The sequence below is a fragment of the Gynuella sunshinyii YC6258 genome, from assembly GCF_000940805.1.
Classification (GTDB): domain Bacteria; phylum Pseudomonadota; class Gammaproteobacteria; order Pseudomonadales; family Natronospirillaceae; genus Gynuella; species Gynuella sunshinyii.
The window spans coordinates 2,110,240-2,130,384 of sequence record NZ_CP007142.1 but is presented as its reverse complement, the minus strand read 5'-3'; the positions used below and the strand labels follow the sequence as shown (position 1 = coordinate 2,130,384).

The following is a 20,145-nucleotide window of genomic DNA, read 5'->3' as shown; positions in this document are numbered from 1 at the left end:
TGTTTTATTCGGTTATTACTTTGGGCTCTGGAAAACAGAGCATTTTCACTGACCCCTTAACTCTTTACGCAATATGGCAGCAATTTTCCGCACACTGTCATCCCGCATCATACGGTGGTGCTCGGTGTCTACGCTGTAGCTTTCATTAGCCGGAGCCCGCACCACATTTAACCAACCGTCAAAGACATCCTTCCGTATCGCAGAAGGATTGCGAGAGGCCGAAATCAGCACTGATTTACCGGTCATGGCAAAAGGCGGCACCGAGCGATCAACGGCGTTGAAGTCAATGCCAAATCGCAGCGCAATGGCAATCTGTTCGGCATCCATAAAATCGTTGCGCTGCTCCGCCACCAGATACTCAGCCACCGTCTGAATCTGCTGTTCGATATGCTGACCATCCAATTGCCGGGCAAGCACATCAGGCAATGCGAATTCCGAAGAAGTGTCATCTTCGTCCTGTAATTCAATCTTCAACACTTCCAGAAGATGTTCGAATTCAGTCTTGGGTGTGCTGGTCAGCTGACGCCCCAGCAATGCATCGATGATGATCAGGCTCTGCACCTCGTCACCGGCCGCTGTCAATCTGGCGGCCACCATGGCAGCGATATTGCCTCCGGCAGACCAGCCGGCAATGCGATACGGCCCATTGGGTTGATAGTGCCTGAGACCCTCTATGTAGAAATCACACAACTGACTCAACTGACTGAACGAAAAGGCGTGGCGATAGGTGAACGGTGCCTGCACCCCATAAACGGGGCAGACATTTTCCAATGCTTTTGCCAGCGTCACATAGCCATCGCAACGCCCGCCAAACGGATGGAAGATAAATAACGGCTGGCCATCAGAGCACTGATTCAACCGGATCACACACCCCTGGCTATCAGAAACCGTATCGCTCTGCAGATGCGCAGCAAAATCGCGAATGGAGGGATATTCGTAAATGGCTTTCAGAGAGGCTTCCATACCGCTGCGCCTCATCTCCGCCAGCGCATTCATCAACAACAGCGAGTGAGCCCCGAGTTCGAAAACACTCTGAGTAACACTGAACCGGGATTCTTCAACCGCCAGTAGACGGGACCAAATCGACACCAGTCGGGCTTCCACGGCAGTTTCCGCAGCAGCATAGAAAGTTTGCGCACTCAGATCCTCTGCCGGAAGCATCTGTTTGTCGATTTTGTTGTTCACCGTTACCGGCAGTCGTGGCATCAACTTGAATGCCGATGGAATCATGTAGTGCGGTAAACGAGCCATCAGCATCGAGCGGACGGTCTGAATCCAGTCGGAGTGGGTGTCCGGCATTTGTTGCGGGACCAGATAACTGACCAACATGCGGTTGCCCTGGGCATCATTGCGAACCACGGTACAACAAGCCGCAACCATCTCCAGTGCCAACAGATGATGATCGATCTCCCCAGGTTCAATGCGGAAACCACGAATCTTCACCTGATTGTCCATCCGGCCAAGATAATCCAGGCGACCATCCTCACGCAGGCGAACTTTGTCGCCGGTGCGGTACATCCGCACGCGTCGACCATCGGCCAGGGTTACGAGCGGGAATTTTTCCTGACTCAACGCCGGCTGGTTCAGATAACCACGCGCCAGACCATTGCCGGCGATGCACAATTCGCCGCAATATCCGGCTGGCAACAACTGCTGCCGGGCATCCATGGCGTATAACTGAACATTATCAATCGGAACACCGATGTTGGGCGACTGCGCTCTGGTGATCACGCTGTAACTGCTGTCCACCGTGGCTTCGGTTGGACCATAGACATTCACAAACACCCGTTGATGTTGTTCGCCGTAACGGCTCAACGTATCCCACAACCGTGCATGAATGGCTTCGCCACCGATCAACAGATGCGGCAGTGACTGCTCAGTGGATTCAGCTTCCTGCAACACAATCTCCAACAACGACGGCGTGATATCCGCGACTGCAATGGCGTGCTGCTGGAAATACTGCATCAGTTGAGCCGGCTGCAATCGCAGTGATTCCGGCAGAATGTGCAGTGACACACCAAAGGCCAGTTGAGTGACCATTTTCAGCGACGCATCGAACGCCAGCGGTGCATTCAATGCCCAGTTCTGACACTGATCGCCAAAATGCTGCTGCGCCATGCTGTGAATCCAGTGTGCCAGATTCATCAGGGCATGATGTTCGACCATGACACCCTTGGGTTGGCCGGTCGAACCGGAGGTATAAATCACATAAGCAAGATTTTGCGCTGACTGCTCCGGCAGTCGGGCTGGATTCTCCTGCGCTGAAAAGCTTGCTTGCCCGCTTCGCTCAATGCCAGTACGGTGACATCGGCCAGCTCCGGCAGATCATGTTGTTCATCCTCCACCAGTACCCAGGCCACGCCGCTGTCCTGGAGCATATAGGTCCGTCGTTCCAGCGGGTAATCCGGATCAATCGGCACATACGCGCCACCGGCTTTGAGGATGCCGAGCAAGCCCACCAGCATTGAAGTACTGCGCGGCATGCTCAGACCCACCAAGCTGTCGGCTTTCACACCCTGGGCTCGTAGCGCATGGGCCACCTGATTGGCACGCTCATTCAAGGTGGCGTAGCTCAAGCGTTCATCGGCACAGACCACGGCAATGGCATCAGGGGTGCGGGCCGCCTGTTGTTCGATCTGTTCGTGCAGGCAGGTCGTTTGTGGATACTCCACCACCGGCCCCTGCCCTTTCGCCAACAGGGCCAGAGACTCATCTTCGTTTAGCAGATGTAGCTCATTCACCCGTCGTACAGTGGTTAATTGCTGCAACGCCCTGACCAGTTGTCGACCCAGTTGATCAATATCCGCTGCACCGAAACGGGCTGTCTGCCAGGTCAGTTTCAGGTTCAGCACATCAGACATGCTCGCAGTGATCGACAAAGGATAATTGGTAGCCTCCACCGTGCCGCTGGCAATAATCTTCAACGCAGATGGATCAGACCCGTCAACCGGACCATGATCTTCGAGCGCATCCACCGGGTAGTTTTCGAACACCAGCAGACTCTCGAACAACGGGCTGATGCCCACTTCCCGCTGGATCTCCGCCAGTGGGTAGTAGCTGTATTCATCACTGCGCATCTGCGCCTGATGCAAACTCTGCAACCACGCGTCGATCCCCTGATCATCCCTCACCTGCACGCTCACCGGTACGGTATTGATGAACAGCCCGATCATGCTTTCCACACCCGGCAGCTGCGCCGGACGTCCCGAGACCGTGGTCCCGAACACCACCTGGGCGTCACCGCTGTAGCGCGCCAGCAGATACGACCACGCCGCCTGCAACACGATGTTCACCGTGGTATGAGCCCGCCGCGCCAGAGCGGACAACGCCTCACTCTCGGCCACGCTGAGACTCAGATGGGTTTGTTTGACGGTCGGGGCTGTCGAATCCTGTTCATCGGTTATGGACCGCGCACCCGGTAATGGCGTCGGCCCGTCCAGGTCACTCAGATACTGTTGCCACCAGGCCTGCGCCTCGGTCGCCGGCTGTTGCTGCCACCAGGCGATGTAGTCCCGATACGGCGTCACTGCCGCCAGTGCCGGAACCTGTCCCTGACAGACCGCCCGGTAGCTCTGTTGCAGTTCACTGAAGATCAGCCCCAGACACCAGCCGTCACTCAGGGCATGGTGATGGCTCCACAGCATCTGGGTCTGGGCCCGACCCTGTTCATCGCACCGTGACCACAGTTGCACCCGCATCAGCGGGGCCTGGTGTAATTCAAACCCCAGGGCGTGATCCGCTGCTCGTTGCTGTTCCACCCGCTGCGCCTGTTGTGCCGGGGTCAGCGCGGTCAGATCGTCATGCTGCCAGGGCAGACTCACCCGGTTCAGCACCACCTGATGCAGCTGTCCGGACTCTGCGCCCATAAACGCGGTGCGGAAGATGGCATGGCGTTCCACCAGTTGTTGCCAGGCCTGCTGGAACGCTTCCAGGTTCAGAGCGCCATCGAAGGTCAGCAGTATCTGGGTGACATAGGCACTGCGTTCCAACAGGCTGTGGAACAACAATCCTGATTGCATCGGCGTGGCCGGATAGACATCCACAATGTTCTGCGGTCGTTGGTTGAGTGCGTGTGGCCAACTCTGCAACACCACATCGCTGACCTGGGCCAATGGGAAGTCCACCGTGCTCAGGCGTCCGGATTCGGGGTCAAGGCAGTGCTTGACCACATCGGTCAGGGCGCTGTGAACACAGTCGGCCAGGGCATCCATCTGTGCCTCGCTCAGGCACGCCGGGTCATAGCTCAGATCGAAGCTCAGCTGGCCACCGGCCACCAGACCGTTGAAGTTAAGGGCATGGCTCAGAGGCCGCTGCGGATCAATCTCATCACCGCGCGATTCTGCCGCTGCCCCGAACAGGCTGTCGTCATTGACCACCTGATCGAACTGACCGAGATAATTGAATACCACCGCCGACGCCGGGATCTGCGTCAGTACCGGGTCACCAGCCAGATATTTTAAGATCCCAAACCCCAAGCCGTGATCGGGTACCTGACGGTACCGTTGTTTAACGTCGGTGATCAGTGCAGTCAGGTCCTCATTCCCCTCGGTGGGTAACGCCAACGGCAACGGATAGACACTGGTAAACCAGCCCACGGTCTGGCTCAGGTCGATATCCTCGCTGAGAGCTTCACGACCATGGCCTTCGACATCCACGGTGATCCGGCGCTGGCCGGACCAGCGTGACAGCCCCAGGAGCAACGCCGATAACAGCAGTTCATTCACCTGGGTACGGTAGGCCCGGCCAGCCGATTGCAGCAGGTCGCGGGTCAGCTCACTCGACCATTCCAGTGAACGGTGACCGGCATCGATATAACGGCAACAGGGCTGGGACAATGATGCCAATGGTCCCTGTTCCGGAGGGGTGATCTCGGCCGCCAGCCCATGCCAGTAAGCCGCCTGGGCCTGCATCGCCTCACTGCTTGCATACTGATGTAAAAACCGGCCCCAGTGCTGATAACCCGTGGTCTTGGGGGCCAGTTGCAGTGTCTGCCCCTGGGCCGCCTGTTGTAATAACTGACCGGCATCATCGAGCAGGATCCGCCAGGAGACGCCATCCACCACCAGGTGGTGGCAGATCAGTAACAGCCGGTTGTGGCTATCATCGCTGACCTGATAATGCACCACCTTGAGCAGGGGGCCCTTCTGGAGGTTCAGGCTGCGTTGCATGGTCTGAGCATGATCCTGAAGTTCTGCCGTGGATAACGCGACACGGACCACACTGGCCTCGATCATGGCGTCGTCCAGGGGTTGGTATTCGCCACACCAACGACCCTCTTCACACTCACGGAACCGTAACCGCAGCGCATCATGCCGCCGGTACCAGTGTTCAACGATGGCCCGGACCTGAGTGGGGTCGATCTCTACTGGCAGGGTCAATAACACCGACTGGTTAAAGTGATGCAGCGCTCCGCCTTCAGCCAGGAACTGGTGCTGGATCGGCAGCAGGGGTTGTTCCCCCGTCACCGCAGCCTGACTGGCCTGCCGCTGCTGGCCAGTACGCACATGGGGGGCCAGGGCACGGATGGTCTGATGGGCAAACAGCTGTTTGACGGTCAGTTGCAAGCCCTGTTGCAGGGCCCGCGAGACCAGCTGGATCGACAGGATGGAGTCGCCTCCCAGTTCAAAGAAGTTGCCGGTCACACTCAGTTGGTCAGCCGGTTGGCCCAGCAGTTCGGACCACAGTTGCACCAGCTGTCTTTCGATATCGGTGTTCGGGGTCTGGTAATCGCAGGTCTGAGCGGTCTGTTGTGGCACCGGCAGGGCACGCTTGTCGACTTTGCCGTTGGCGGTCAGGGGCAGTGTTGTCAGCGGGGTGATATAACGCGGCACCATGTAGTCCGGCAGCTGGTTCAGCAGGTCTTGACGCAGTCGTTCGGGCACCGCCGGATCATCGGCGTCATCCACCACCACATAGGCACACAGCTGCGGCTGGCCACGGGTATCGTCGCGCACCAGCACCACTGCCGAGCTGACACCCGGTTGTTGCAGCAGCCGTTGTTCGATCTCGCCGAGTTCGATGCGGTAGCCGCGCAGTTTGATCTGATCATCGGCCCGGCCAACGAACACCAGGGCGCCATCGGCACGCATGCGCACCAGATCACCGGTGCGGTACAGCCGTTCATCGCTGAATACGGCCGTGACAAAGCGTTCGGCCGTCAGGGCCGGCCGTTGCCAGTAGCCGTCGGCCACGCCATCGCCACCGACGTACAGTTCACCGACACAGCCCGGCGGTACCGGCTGACCCCAGGGGTCAAGCAGGTAGCAGCTGGATTGCTGTAACGGAAAACCAATCGGGTAATAAGGTTCACGGCCGATACTCTGAATGTTATACACCGTGCTGAAGGTGGTATTTTCGGTCGGACCATAGCCGTTCAACAGATGTTCGGGTTTGCCGGCGGCCAGTACCCGGTCCACACAGGGTTTGTCCACCGCTTCACCGCCAAACAGAGCTATCCGCAGACTGGCGAAGGTCTCCGGCGCGATACGCGCCACCTGATGGAAGACCGAGGTGGTCAGGAACAGTACGCTGATCCGCGCTTCTCTCAGCCGGGTTTTTAACACCTCGGTGTCCAGTAAATCGGTCTTATCAATCCCCACCAGCCGGGCGCCATTGGTCAATGCCCCCCAGATTTCGAACGTCGCCGCATCAAACGCATGGTTCGATGCCTGTGCCACGATGTCTTCCGTCTGAACCTGCAATACCCCACTGCGCTGTACCAGTCGTACAACATTGCGATGGTTCACCGCCACGCCCTTCGGTTCACCCGTCGAGCCGGAGGTGTACATCACATACGCTCGATCTTCGGCGCTCAGTGTTGCTTCAAGCCACTGCGCCGGGCCTTGCGTGCGAATCCGCTGACCCTCGGCATCGTCCAGGTTCAGCCGGCGGCTCACGGACAGATCCGGCAGATGGCTCTGGCTCAGCAGCCATTCGATCCCGCTGTCGTTCACCATGTAGGCCAGTCGCTCGGCTGGATAGCTGCTGTCCAGCGGCACGTAGGCCGCACCAGCGCTGAGGATGCCCAGCATGCCGACGATCAGCTCGGCGGAGCGTTCCAGGTACAGACCCACCAGGTCGCCACGCTGGACGCCGGCCTCAGTCAGGTATCGCGCCAGCCGGTTGGCCTGGGCGCTCAGCTCGCCGTAGCTCAGTTGAGTCTCGCCATATACTACGGCGATGCGGTCGGGCTGTAAGGCCGCCTGTTGGGCCACCAGCTCTGGTAAGGTGGCCTCGCGCGGATAATCACTGCGGGTGGCGTTGTTCTGTTCACACACCTGTCGCCATTCGCTCGCGCTCAGCAGTGACAGTTCGCTCAGACGGGCCTGGGGTTGGGCCGCCAGCTGTGATAACAGCCGGCCGTAACGCTGGGCCATGGCGGTCAGGGTCTCAACCTGCCACAGGTCCCGGTGGTATTCGAAGGTGATGTGCAGACCGCCATCATCGTGTTCCACTACGTCGACAATGAGGTCGAACTTGGCGGTGATCTCGTCGGCTTCGATCTGACTCAGGGTTACCCCGGCCAGGGAACGGTCTGAGCCCTGGTTGGTGTTCATGCTGAACATCATCTGGAACAACGGCGCATAGGCCGGATTGCGTTCCGGCTTCAGGGCCTCGACCAGCAGTTCGAACGGTACATCCTGATGGGCCTGGGCCGACAGGTTGACGGTTTTGACGTGGTTCAGGTAGTCGCTGAAGCGCTGATCCTGCTCAGGCAACCGGGTGCGCAGTACCAGGGAGTTGACGAAGAAGCCGACCAGGGGTTGCAGTTGGGCATCCAGGCGGTTGGCCACCGGGGTACCCAGCACGATGTCACGGCTGTGGCTGTGACGGGACAGCCACAGTGTCAGGGCGGCGTGCAGCAGCATGAACAGGGTGGCCTGTTGCGCACGTGCCTGTTGGCGCAGAGCCTGGGTCACCTCGGCATCGACGGTGATGACCACATGGCCGCCTTCCTGGCCGGGCTGTTCCGGACGGGGAAAGTCCAGTGGCAGGCTGTGCACGGCCGGCAGGTCCGCCAGGGTCTCCTGCCAGAATGCCAGTTGTTGGTCGAGCACGTCTCCTTGCAGGTAGTCGCGTTGCCACTGGGCATAGTCGGCGTATTGCACGGTCAGCGGCGGCAGAGGATCGGGCTGGCCGGCCAGCAGGCTGTCATAGTGGGTGACGAATTCGTCGATCAGAACGCCCATGGACCAGCCATCGGAGACGATGTGGTGCATGGTGAACAGCAACACGCCGTCATCCTCACCGAGGCGTAGAAAACGGGCCCGCAGTAACAGATCCTGTTGCAAATCGAAGGCTTCCAGGGCATCGGCGTTGACCGCTGCCCGCACCGCCTGTTGCTGCTCAGCGGCGGACAGAGTACTCAAATCCCGGCGCTGTAGCTGCAAGGTCACCTGCGTCCGGATCACCTGCTCGGCCACATCGCCGCGCTGACGAAACACCGTGCGCAGGGGTTCGTGGCGGTCGACGATGCGTTGCAGGGCCTGTTCGGCCACCTGATCATCAAAACGGCCCTGCACCCGCAAAGCACCGGGAATGTTGTAGTGGGCGCTGCCGCCGGACAGCTGGTCGATGAACCACAGCCGTTGTTGGGCGTAGGACAGCGGGAAAACCACCTCCTGCTGACCGCTCTGGTGATTAAAATGAAATTCACGGGTCATGGCCGTCAGCGCCGGCTTGCGACGCTGCTGACCCTGACAGGCATCAAGCCGGCCAGCCAGTTCGGCCAGAGTGGCATACTCAAAGACATCGCGAATGCTCAGCTCTATGCCCAACTGATCGCTGATGGCCGATAACAGACGAATCGTCAGCAGTGAGTGACCGCCGAGTTCAAAAAAATTGGCATGACGGCTGATGCTGTCTGCTTCGATGCGAAAAATACCGGCCCACAGTTGCGCCAGTGCTTTCTCATGGTTGGTCTCCGGCGCGACATAATCGGCCTGCCACTGAGTGGCATCGGGTGCTGGCAGCGCTTTCTTGTCAATCTTGCCATTGGCGGTCAGCGGCATCTCCGCCAGTATCACAAAGACTGCCGGTAACATGTAATCGGGCAGAATGCCCTGCAGATACTGTTTCAGCTCGCTTTCCGGCTGCGCCAGATCCGTCGCCAGAGTGACATAGGCGGCAATATATTTATCGGTATGGTGATCGTCTCTGACCACCACAGCGGCAGATTTAACCGCTGCATGCTGCAACAGCAGCTGACAGATTTCCTCCAGCTCGATGCGGAATCCACGGATCTTCACCTGATCATCGGCACGACCCAGGTATTCGATGTTGCCATCGGCCAGCCAGCGCACCAGATCACCGGTTTTATAAAGCCGGTTGTGATCATCAAACGGCGATGAAATATAACGCTCGGCCGTCAGCTCCGGCTGATTGCGATAGCCACGGGTTACCCCGGCGCCGCCCAGATACAACTCCCCAACACTGCCCTTGGGAACCAGTTGCAGATGCGCATCGAGAATATAAGCCTGACTGTGCAGGATAGGCCGGCCAATGGTGACCTTGTCGGTCGGCGCAGAAAATTCCGCAATAGTGGAATAGGTAGTGTCTTCCGATGGACCATACAGATTCACGACCCGCCGGCAGGCAGTCTCACGTAACAGTGCATTAACGGTATTTTCCGGCAGCGGCTCACCGGCCAGATTGATGGTCATGGCCGACGCCGGCACCCGCCCGGCATCGAGTAATGCGGCAATACCCGATGGTACGGTATTGATCAGAGTGGGATTCAGAGGCTGTTCCAGCAACGAGAGAATATTGTCCACCAGCAAAACCGTGGTGCCGATGGACAGTGGCAGGAACAGTTCGTAAACCGACAGGTCAAAATTGATCGAGGTACTGGCCAGGGTCAGTGCCAGTTCTTCACGGCTGTAACGGGTCTGTGCCCAGCGCAGCATGGCGCAGGTGTTCCGATGTTCGATCTCCACCCCTTTCGGCAATCCGGTGGAGCCGGAGGTATAAATGACATAGGCCAGATGCTGCCCCTGCACCAGCGTAGCCGGCAGATTCTCACTGGCATATTGCGCCAGAGTGTCAGACAAGGTATCCAGTTCCAGACAACGTAACGAACTCTGATCCTGCTGCAGTAATGATGAAAACCGGCTGCGGGTCAGTACCATCGAGATGCCACTGCCGGTCAGAATATTGTGCAGTCGCTGCGGCGGATAGGTTGGATCCAGCGGCACGTAGGCACCGCCGGCTTTCATGACGCCAAGCAGGCAGGTCACCAGCTCGATGCTGCGATCCATGCACACACCCACGGGTGTTTGCGAGGTCAGCCCCTGCTCCATCAGATATCCGGCGAGTTGATTGGCACGCGCATTCAATTCGGCATAACTGATACTGTGCTCACGGCAGATGACCGCCGTCTGTTCCGGCGTCTTGGCGACTTGTTGTTCGAACAGATGATGTACGCATTGGCGCTGAATCGCCGAAAGATCCGCCAGCGGATGCCCATCCGGCAGTGAGTCAGTGCTGAGTTCATGCAGTAAATGACTGGTTTCCGCCGCAGTCAGCAACGGAAACTGCTGCAACTGCTCATCCGGGTTACTCAGAATGCCGTGCAGAATAACGCCGTAATGAGCCGCAAGACGCTCAATGCTGGCGGCCTCAAACAGATCGGTGTTGTAGATAAAATGAAAATCCAGCTGTCCGCCACGTTGCTGCACATCCAGCGTCAGCTCAAAATTGGCGGCGGTCACTTCCGGCTGCATGGCCTCAAGTTGCCAGCCATCCTTTTGATGGTGGCTGTCAGCGGTGGTGTTCATGCTGAACATGATCTGGAAGATCGGCGCATGGCTGGTGCTGCGACGCGGATTCAGGGTCTCGACCAGATAATCGAACGGCACATCCTGGTTGGCCTGAGCCTCGATATGATCACGTTTGACCTGCTGTAGAAACTCTGCAAACCGCAATGAACCACGGCAGTCGGTGCGCAGGACCAGCGTATTGACGAAAAAACCGACCAATGGTTCCAGTGTCGGATGCGTCCGGTTGGCCATGGGGATGCCCATCACTACATCGGCATTCTGGCTGTGCCGGGCAATCAACAGCGCAAACGCACTCTGCAACAACATGAACAGGGTGACGTTCTGTTTGCTGGCAAACTGTTTCAGGCGGTCGCTGTCGGCCGCCGCCAGTGACGAAATATATTGCGCACCATGATAACTTTCCTGTGGTTTGCGCTCGTGATCCAGCGGCAGGCTGTTGACCTGGGGAATACCTTCCAACCGTTCACGCCAGTAATGCAACTGCCGGTTAACCTCATCGCTGTCCAGAAACGCACGCTGCCAGCTGGCGTAATCCGCATAATGGCGTTCCAATGGCGGCAACACATCCGCCACCGGCATAGCAACGGCCACGGCTTCATACAGCTGTGCAAACTCGCTCATCAATACCCCCATGGACCAGCCATCGGCGGCAATATGATGAATATTGAACAACAGTACGCCCTGCTCCGGTTGCAGGCGGATAAATTTTGCCCGCAACATGACATCGGAGGACAAATCAAACACCTCGGAGGCAAAAACCTCGATGCGCTGACTGACCTGTTCCTGCTGCTGTTCGGCATCCAGGTGACTCAGGTCCTCGGTCTGGAACGGTACCGTAACGTGCTCCTGAATGACCTGCCAGACCTGCTCGCCATCACTGCTGAAGGTGGTGCGCAAGGGTTCGTGACGATCCACAATCTGCTGCAATACGGTTGCTGCGATAGCTTCATCAAAATCCCCGGTCACCCGAAAGGCACCCGGCAGGTTGTAGCGGGCGCTGCCACCGTCCATGGTATCCATAAACCACATGCGCTGTTGGGCATAGGAGACCGGTAGCTTCGCTTGTGTCCGGTCAATGCTGGGAATAATTCTGTCGCTGGTAGCGGGCGCATCCTGCTGCATGGACAGATACGCGATCAACTCGGCTTTGCGGCTGATAATTTCCTGTTTCAGATCGGCCGGAAATTCGTCCACCGATAGTTTGAACCCCAGATTACCGTCTTTGACAAACAGAAAAACACCGGCATCCGCCGACTTTTTAAGCAATGCGTCTATCATTTATAAAAATCCTTCACTTTTTATTTCCGCCGCTGCTGCCTGCTGTTGCAGATTTTTGACCGTCACGGCCTGATCGATGATGGCTGCCATGGTCTGTATTCGGGTGGCTTCAAACAGAGAGTTGATGGTTAACTCGATATCGAAATGATGTCTGATGGCGGCCAGCAATTGCACCATCAACAGCGAGTGTCCACCGAGTTCAAAGAAACTGGAATCAGCACCGATGCGTTCCGGTTCGATCTTCAGGACCGTTGACCAGAGCCTGGCCAATTGCCGCTGGGTGTCACCATTCAAGGGTTGCACCTGGGCTTCATCGATAGTCTCAATAATGTCCGGCAGCGCGCGTTTATCAACTTTGCCGTTGGCAGTCAGAGGAATGGTGGCAATAAAGCCAAGCTGCGATGGCACCATGAAATCCGGCAGACGGCGGTTCAGTTCAGCCAATATGGTTGTCCGCAGAGTGGCTTCGTCATTGGCTGCCGATGTTTCTGCCGGCACCACATAAGCCTGCAAAGTATGGAAGCCGCTGTCTGCGTGTTTGCGTGCCAGCACCACCGCTGCATGCACCTGATCCAGTGCCAGCAGGCGACGCTCTATTTCACCCAGTTCCACCCGGAAACCACGCACTTTCACCTGATCGTCATCACGACCGAAATAATGAATCTGGCCATCAGCCGCCATAAAGGCTTTGTCACCGGTCAGGTAAATACGCTCATCCGCAGAGTCCAATGGATTGCTGATAAACTTCTGCGCGGTCATGTCCGGCTGGCCGAGATAACCGCCACCCACGCAGACACCACCGACATACAGATCGCCCACCACATGAGCCGGGCAGGGTCTGAGCTGTTGATCCAGCACATAGAGCCGGACATTATCGATCGGCCGGCCAATGGGCGGACTCCACTCTGCCGATGCGGTTGCCTGCCGCGATACCTCGCAGGCGGCCACCACGTCGGTGCATTCAGTCGGTCCGTAAGAATTCCACAGCCGGGCGTCACTCTGACTCAGCCAGTCGTGAATGCGGCCGTAGGCTATCGCCTCACCACCCAGAAACACCTGCTTCAGGGACGCCAGCCGTGACCACTGATCACGATCTTCAAGCAAGGGATAAAACGCGCTCGGAGCACAGTTGATCCAGGAAACATGTTCCTGTTCGATGGTACGAATGATTACATCCGGATCGTAGTGGCGATGATTCAAAAGAACCACCGTGCCGCCATTGAGCAACGGCGACCAGAGGTTTTTCTGGGTCAGATCGAATGACAGGGAACTGAATACCAGGGTGATCTCAGCGCCGGCGTCATCTGTACAGCTGCGATACCAGTTCAGCAGGTTATTGAAACTGTGCTGATAAACCTGGGCGGCCTTCGGAGTTCCGGTCGAGCCGGAGGTATAAATCACATAGGCACGGTTCTGCGCTGACTGCTCCGGTAGTCGGGGGGGATTATCCAACGGCGCGGCCAGCCATGAAGCTTGCTTGCCCGCTTCGCTCAATGCCAGTACGGTGACATCGGCCAGCTCCGGCAGATCATGTTGTTCATCTTCCACCAGTACCCAGGCCACGCCACTGTCCTGGAGCATATAGGTCCGTCGTTCCAGTGGGTAATCCGGATCAATCGGCACATACGCGCCACCGGCTTTGAGGATGCCGAGCAAGCCCACCAGCATTGAAGTACTGCGCGGCATGCTCAGACCCACCAAGCTGTCGGCTTTCACACCCTGGGCTCGTAGCGCATGGGCCACCTGATTGGCGCGCTCATTTAAGGTGGCGTAGCTCAATCGTTCATCGGCACAGACCACGGCAATGGCATCAGGGGTGCGGGTCGCCTGCTGTTCGATCTGTTCGTGCAGGCAGGTCGTCTCCGGATAGGCAACTGTTTTACCCTGCCCGGCGGTCAGCAGATAATCCCGTTCCTCCGCTCTGAGCAGATCCAGCTCACTGATTCGCTCGACTACGGCCAGTTGTTGCAGCACCTGCACCAGATGATGACCGAGCTGGTCGATCTGCCGGTCGTCGAAGCGGGCTGTCTGCCAGCTCAGCTTCAGATTCAGCGCTTCCGCCATGCTCGCAGTGATTGAAAGCGGATAAGTCGTGGCTTCCACGCTGGCGGTGTTGATGACTTTCAGCAGCGAGTCATCATCGTCACTGTCATTTGCCAATGCATCCACCGGATAGTTTTCGAACACCAGCAGACTCTCAAACAACGGGCTGATGCCCACTTCCCGCTGGATCTCCGCCAATGGGTAGTAGCTGTATTCATCACTGCGCATCTGCGCCTGATGCAAACTCTGCAACCACGCGTCGATGCCCTGCTCATCCCTCACCTGCACGCTCACCGGTACGGTATTGATGAACAGTCCGATCATGCTTTCCACACCCGGCAGCTGCGCCGGACGTCCCGAGACCGTGGTCCCGAACACCACCTGGGCGTCACCGCTGTAGCGCGCCAGCAGATACGACCACGCCGCCTGCAACACGATGTTCACCGTGGTATGAGCCCGCCGCGCCAGAGCGGACAACGCCTCACTCTCGGCCACACTGAGACTCAGATGGGTTTGTTTGACCGTTGGAGCCCTTGTGTCATGATCCTCTGTGATTGACCGCGCACCCGGTAATGGCGTCGGCCCATCCAGGTCACTCAGATACTGTTGCCACCAGGCCTGCGCCTCGGTCGCCGGCTGTTGCTGCCACCAGGCGATGTAGTCCCGGTACGGCGTCACTGCCGCCAGTGCCGGAACCTCTCCCTGACAGACCGCCCGGTAGCTCTGTTGCAGTTCACTGAAGATCAGCCCCAGACACCAGCCGTCACTCAGGGCATGGTGATGGCTCCACAGCATCTGGGTCTGGGCCCGGCCCTGTTCATCGCACCGTGACCACAGTTGCACCCGCATCAGCGGAGCCTGATGTAATTCAAACCCCAGGGCATGATCCGCCGCCCGTTGCTGTTCCACCCGCTGCGCCTGTTGTGCCGGGGTCAGCGCGGTCAGGTCGTCATGCTGCCAGGGCAGACTCACCCGGTTCAGCACCACCTGATGCAGCTGTCCGGACTCTGCGCCCATAAATGCGGTGCGGAAGATGGCATGGCGTTCCACCAGTTGTTGCCAGGCCTGCTGGAACGCTTCCAGGTTCAGAGCGCCATCGAAGGTCAGCAGTATCTGGGTGACATAGGCACTGCGTTCCAACAGGCTGTGGAACAACAATCCTGATTGCATCGGCGTGGCCGGATAGACATCCACAATGTTCTGCGGTCGTTGGTTGAGTGCGTGTGGCCAACTCTGCAACACCGCATCGCTGACCTGGGCCAATGGGAAGTCCACCGTGCTCAGGCGTCCGGATTCGGGGTCGAGGCAGTGCTTGACCACATCGGTCAGGGCGCTGTGAACACAGTCGGCCAGGGCATCCATCTGTGCCTCGCTCAGGCACGCCGGGTCATAGCTCAGATCGAAGCTCAGCTGGCCACCGGCCACCAGACCGTTGAAGTTGAGAGCATGGCTCAGAGGCCGCTGCGGATCAATCTCATCACCGCGCGATTCCACCGCTGCCCCGAACAGGCTGTCGTCATTGACCACCTGATCGAACTGACCGAGATAATTAAATACCACCGCCGACGCCGGGATCTCATGCAACACCGGGTCATCGGCCAGGTATTTTAAGATCCCAAACCCCAAGCCGTGATCGGGTACCCGGCGGTACCGTTGTTTAACGTCGGTGATCAGTGCGGCCAATTCGTCATGACAGTGATGATCATCATTATGAGAATCAACCACCGGTAACGCCAACGGCAACGGATACACACTGGTAAACCAGCCCACGGTCTGGCTCAGGTCGATATCCTCGCTGAGAGCCTCACGACCATGGCCTTCGAGATCCACGGTGATCCGGCGCTGGCCGGACCAGCGTGACAGCCCCAGGAGCAGCGCCGATAACAGCAGTTCATTCACCTGGGTACGGTAGGCCCGACCGGCCGATTGCAGCAGGTCGCGGGTCAGCTCACTCGACCATTCCAGTGAACGGTGACCGGCATCGATATAACGGCAGCGGGGGGCTGGCAGATCGGATAATCGTCCGAAAGACGGTGAAGACGAGGCTGATGAAGTAAGGGAATCAGTATCAGAGGCGAATAACCCATGCCAATAAGCCGCCTGGGCCTGCATCGCCTCACTGTGGGCAGTCTGATGTAAAAACCGGCCCCAGTGCTGATAACCCGTGGTCTTGGGGGCCAGTTGCAAGGTCTGCCCCTGGGCCGCCTGTTGTAATAACTGACCGGCATCATCGAGCAGAATCCGCCAGGAGACGCCATCCACCACCAGGTGGTGGCAGATCAGTAACAGCCGGTTGTGGCTATCATCGCTGACCTGGTAGTGCACCACCTTGAGCAGGGGGCCATTCTGGAGGTTCAGGCTGCGTTGCATGGTCTGAGCATGATCCTGAAGTTCTGCCGTGGATAACGCCACGCGGACCACACTGGCCTCGATCATGGCGTCGTCCAGGGGTTGGTATTCGCCACACCAACGACCCTCTTCACACTCACGGAACCGTAACCGCAGCGCATCATGCCGCCGGTACCAGTGTTCAACGATGGCCCACACCTGAGTGGGGTCAATCTCTACTGGCAGGGTCAATAACACCGACTGGTTAAAGTGATGCAGCGCTCCACCTTCGCTCAGGAACTGTTGCTGGATCGGCAGCAGGGGTTGTTCCCCCGTCACCGCGGCCTGACTGGCCTGCCGCTGCTGACCGGTACGCACATGGGGGGCCAGGGCACGGATGGTCTGATGGGCAAACAGCTGTTTGACGGTCAGTTGCAAGCCCTGTTGCAGGGCCCGCGAGACCAGCTGGATCGACAGGATGGAGTCGCCCCCCAGTTCAAAGAAGTTGCCGGTCACACTCAGTTGGTCAGCCGGTTGGCCCAACAGTTCGGACCACAGTTGCACCAGCTGTTGTTCGATATCGGTGTTCGGGGCCTGGTAATCGCTGGTCTGAGCGGTCTGTTGTGGCATCGGCAGGGCGCGCTTGTCAACTTTGCCGTTGGCGGTCAGGGGCAGTGTTGTCAGCGGGGTGATATAACGCGGCACCATGTAGTCCGGCAGCTGGTTCAGCAGGTCTTGACGCAACCGTTCGGGCACCGCCGGATCATCGGCGTCATCCACCACCACATAGGCACACAGCTGCGGCTGACCATTGGCGTCATCACGCACCAGCACCACTGCCGAGCTGACACCCGGTTGTTGCAGCAGCCGTTGTTCGATCTCGCCGAGTTCGATGCGGTAGCCGCGCAGTTTGATCTGATCATCGGCCCGGCCAACGAACACCAGGGCGCCATCGGCCCGCATGCGCACCAGATCACCGGTGCGGTACAGCCGTTCATCGCTGAATACGGCCGTGACAAAGCGTTCGGCCGTCAGGGCCGGCCGCTGCCAGTAGCCGTCGGCCACGCCATCGCCGCCGACGTACAGTTCACCGACACAGCCCGGCGGTACCGGCTGACCCCAGGGGTCAAGCAGGTAGCAGCTGGACTGGCTGATCGGATAGCCAATCGGATAGGCATCTGATGTCATGGCATCAATGCTGTACAGGGTACTGAAGGTGGTGTTTTCAGTGGGCCCGTACACATGACATAAATACGTCGGTTTGCCATGGCGGAAAATCCGATCAACACTGGCGTTATCGACTGCTTCACCGCCAAACAACACCAGCCTTAATGTAGCAAAGCTGTCTGCCGCGACTCTGGACACCTGATTAAACAGGGCCGTGGTGACAAACAACACACTGATATTAAAAGTGGTCAACCGTTGCCGCAGCTGTACCGGATCCAGCAGATCAGTCTTCTCAATCCCCACCAGCCGGGCACCATTGGTCAATGCCCCCCAGATCTCGAACGTCGCCGCATCAAACGCATGGTTCGATGCCTGTGCCACGATATCTTCCGTCTGAACCTGCAATACGCCACTGTGTTGTACCAGTCGCACGATATTGCGATGACTCACCGCCACGCCCTTCGGTTCACCCGTCGAGCCGGAGGTGTACATCACATACGCTCGATCATCGGCGCTGACGGGTTGTTCTGGAGTGTCCGCCGGACCTTCGGTGCGAATCCGCTGCCCCTCGGCATCGTCCAGGTTCAGCCGCCGGCTCACGGACAGATCCGGCAGATGGCTCTGGCTCAGCAGCCAGTCGATCCCGCTGTCGTTCACCATGTAGGCCAGCCGGTCAGTCGGATAACTACTGTCCAGCGGCACGTAGGCCGCACCGGCGCTGAGGATGCCAAGCATGCCGACGATCAGCTCGGCGGAGCGTTCCAGGTACAGACCCACCAGGTCGCCACGCTGGACGCCGGCCTCAGTCAGGTATCGCGCCAGCCGGTGGGCCTGGGCAGTCAGCTCGCCGTAGCTCAGTTGAGTCTCGCCATATACTACGGCGATGCGGTCGGGCTGTAAGGCCGCCTGTTGGGCCACCAGCTCTGGTAAGGTGGCCTCGCGCGGATAGTCACTGCGGGTGGCGTTGTACTGTTCACACACTTGCCGCCATTCGCTCGCGCTCAGCAGCGACAGTTCGCTCAGACGGGCCTGGGGTTGGGCCGCCAGCTGTGATAACAGCCGGCCGTAACGCTGGGCCATGGCGGTCACGGTCTCGCCCTGCCACAGGTCCCGGTGGTATTCGAAGGTGATGTGCAGACCGCCATCATCGTGTTCCACTACGTCGACAATGAGGTCGAACTTGGCGGTGATCTCGTCGGCTTCGATCTGACTCAGGGTCACCCCGGCCAGGGAACGGTCTGAGCCCTGGTTGGTGTTCATGCTGAACATCATCTGGAACAACGGCGCATAGGCCGGATTGCGTTCCGGCTTCAGGGCCTCGACCAGCAGTTCGAACGGTACATCCTGATGGGCCTGGGCCGACAGGTTGACGGCTTTGACGTGGTTCAGGTAGTCGCTGAAGCGCTGATCCTGCTCAGGCAACCGGGTGCGCAGCACCAGGGAGTTGACGAAGAAGCCGACCAGGGGTTGCAGTTGGGCATCCAGGCGGTTGGCCACCGGGGTACCCAGCACGATGTCACGGCTGTGGCTGTGACGGGACAGCCACAGTGTCAGGGCGGCGTGCAGCAGCATGAACAGGGTGGCCTGTTGCGCACGTGCCTGTTGGCGCAGAGCCTGGGGTCACCTCGGCATCGACGGTGATGACCACATGGCCGCCTTCCTGGCCGGGCTGTTCCGGACGGGGAAAGTCCAGTGGCAGGCTGTGTACTGCCGGCAGGTCCGCCAGGGTCTCCTGCCAGAATGCCAGTTGTTGGTCGAGCACGTCTCCTTGCAGGTAGTCGCGTTGCCACTGGGCATAGTCGGCGTATTGCACGGTCAGCGGCGGCAGAGGATCGGGCTGGCCGGCCAGCAGGCTGTCATAGTGGGTGACGAATTCGTCGATCAGAACGCCCATGGACCAGCCATCGGAGACGATGTGGTGCATGGTGAACAGCAACACGCCGTCATCCTCACCAAGGCGTAGAAAACGGGCTCGCAGTAACAGATCCTGTTGCAAATCGAAGGCTTCCAGGGCATCGGCGTTGACCGCTGCCCGCACCGCCTGTTGCTGCTCAGCGGCGGACAGAGTGCTCAAATCCCGGCGCTGTAGCTGCAAGGTCACCTGCGTCCGGATCACCTGCTCGGCCACGTCGCCGCGCTGACGAAACACCGTGCGCAGGGGTTCGTGGCGGTCGACGATGCGTTGCAGGGCCTGTTCGGCCACCTGATCATCAAAACGGCCCTGCACCCGCAAAGCACCGGGAATGTTGTAGTGGGCGCTGCCACCGGACAGCTGGTCGATGAACCACAGCCGTTGTTGGGCGTAGGACAAGGGGATCGGCGCGCCGGTTCTCGGCACGGCAGTGATCGGCGGACGCTGAAGTGCGCTGCCGCCGGTGGCCGTCAGATGCGCCTGTAACTGTGGTTTATGGGCTTTGATCAGCTCAACCACTTCCGGCGTCAGCCGGCCTTTGCGGGAACGGGCTTTCAACGTTCCCTGATCCATATACAGCTCGACGCCCTGCTGGTTCAGGGTATGAATGAGGTCCGCTGCCGAAATTACCTGGCTCAT

General features: G+C 58.7%; 4 protein-coding genes. All 4 read right to left on the bottom strand.

The features are described from left to right. Positions 1-45 precede the first annotated feature (45 nt). From YC6258_RS31170 to YC6258_RS30535, 4 genes are read right to left on the bottom strand one after another with little or no spacing between them, the layout of a single operon-like run. Positions 46-2,208, bottom strand: coding sequence for an AMP-binding protein (locus YC6258_RS31170; protein WP_044616747.1), 2,163 nt, complete (start codon positions 2,206-2,208; stop codon positions 46-48). Continuing rightward, the gene (locus YC6258_RS27210; protein WP_052830181.1) at positions 2,205-12,056 is read right to left on the bottom strand and encodes a non-ribosomal peptide synthetase; all 9,852 of its coding nucleotides are present in this window, start codon (positions 12,054-12,056) and stop codon (positions 2,205-2,207) included. Before YC6258_RS27210 ends, YC6258_RS31170 begins: the two co-directional genes overlap by 4 nt. Then, on the bottom strand, positions 12,057-19,166 hold the full coding sequence (locus YC6258_RS09265; protein WP_211264659.1) for a non-ribosomal peptide synthetase: 7,110 nt from the start codon (positions 19,164-19,166) through the stop codon (positions 12,057-12,059). Beyond that, positions 19,111-20,145, bottom strand: coding sequence for a condensation domain-containing protein (locus YC6258_RS30535; RefSeq protein WP_044616746.1), 1,035 nt, complete (start codon positions 20,143-20,145; stop codon positions 19,111-19,113). Before YC6258_RS30535 ends, YC6258_RS09265 begins: the two co-directional genes overlap by 56 nt.

Bases quoted from the DNA above. Each gene is read 5' to 3' on its own strand.
- YC6258_RS27210 (WP_052830181.1), bottom strand. From the start codon at position 12,056: ATGATAGACGCATTGCTTAAAAAGTCGGCGGATGCCGGTGTTTTTCTG.
- YC6258_RS09265 (WP_211264659.1), bottom strand. From the start codon at position 19,166: ATGCTGCTGCACGCCGCCCTGACACTGTGGCTGTCCCGTCACAGCCAC.
- YC6258_RS30535 (WP_044616746.1), bottom strand. From the start codon at position 20,145: ATGAGCCAGGTAATTTCGGCAGCGGACCTCATTCATACCCTGAACCAG.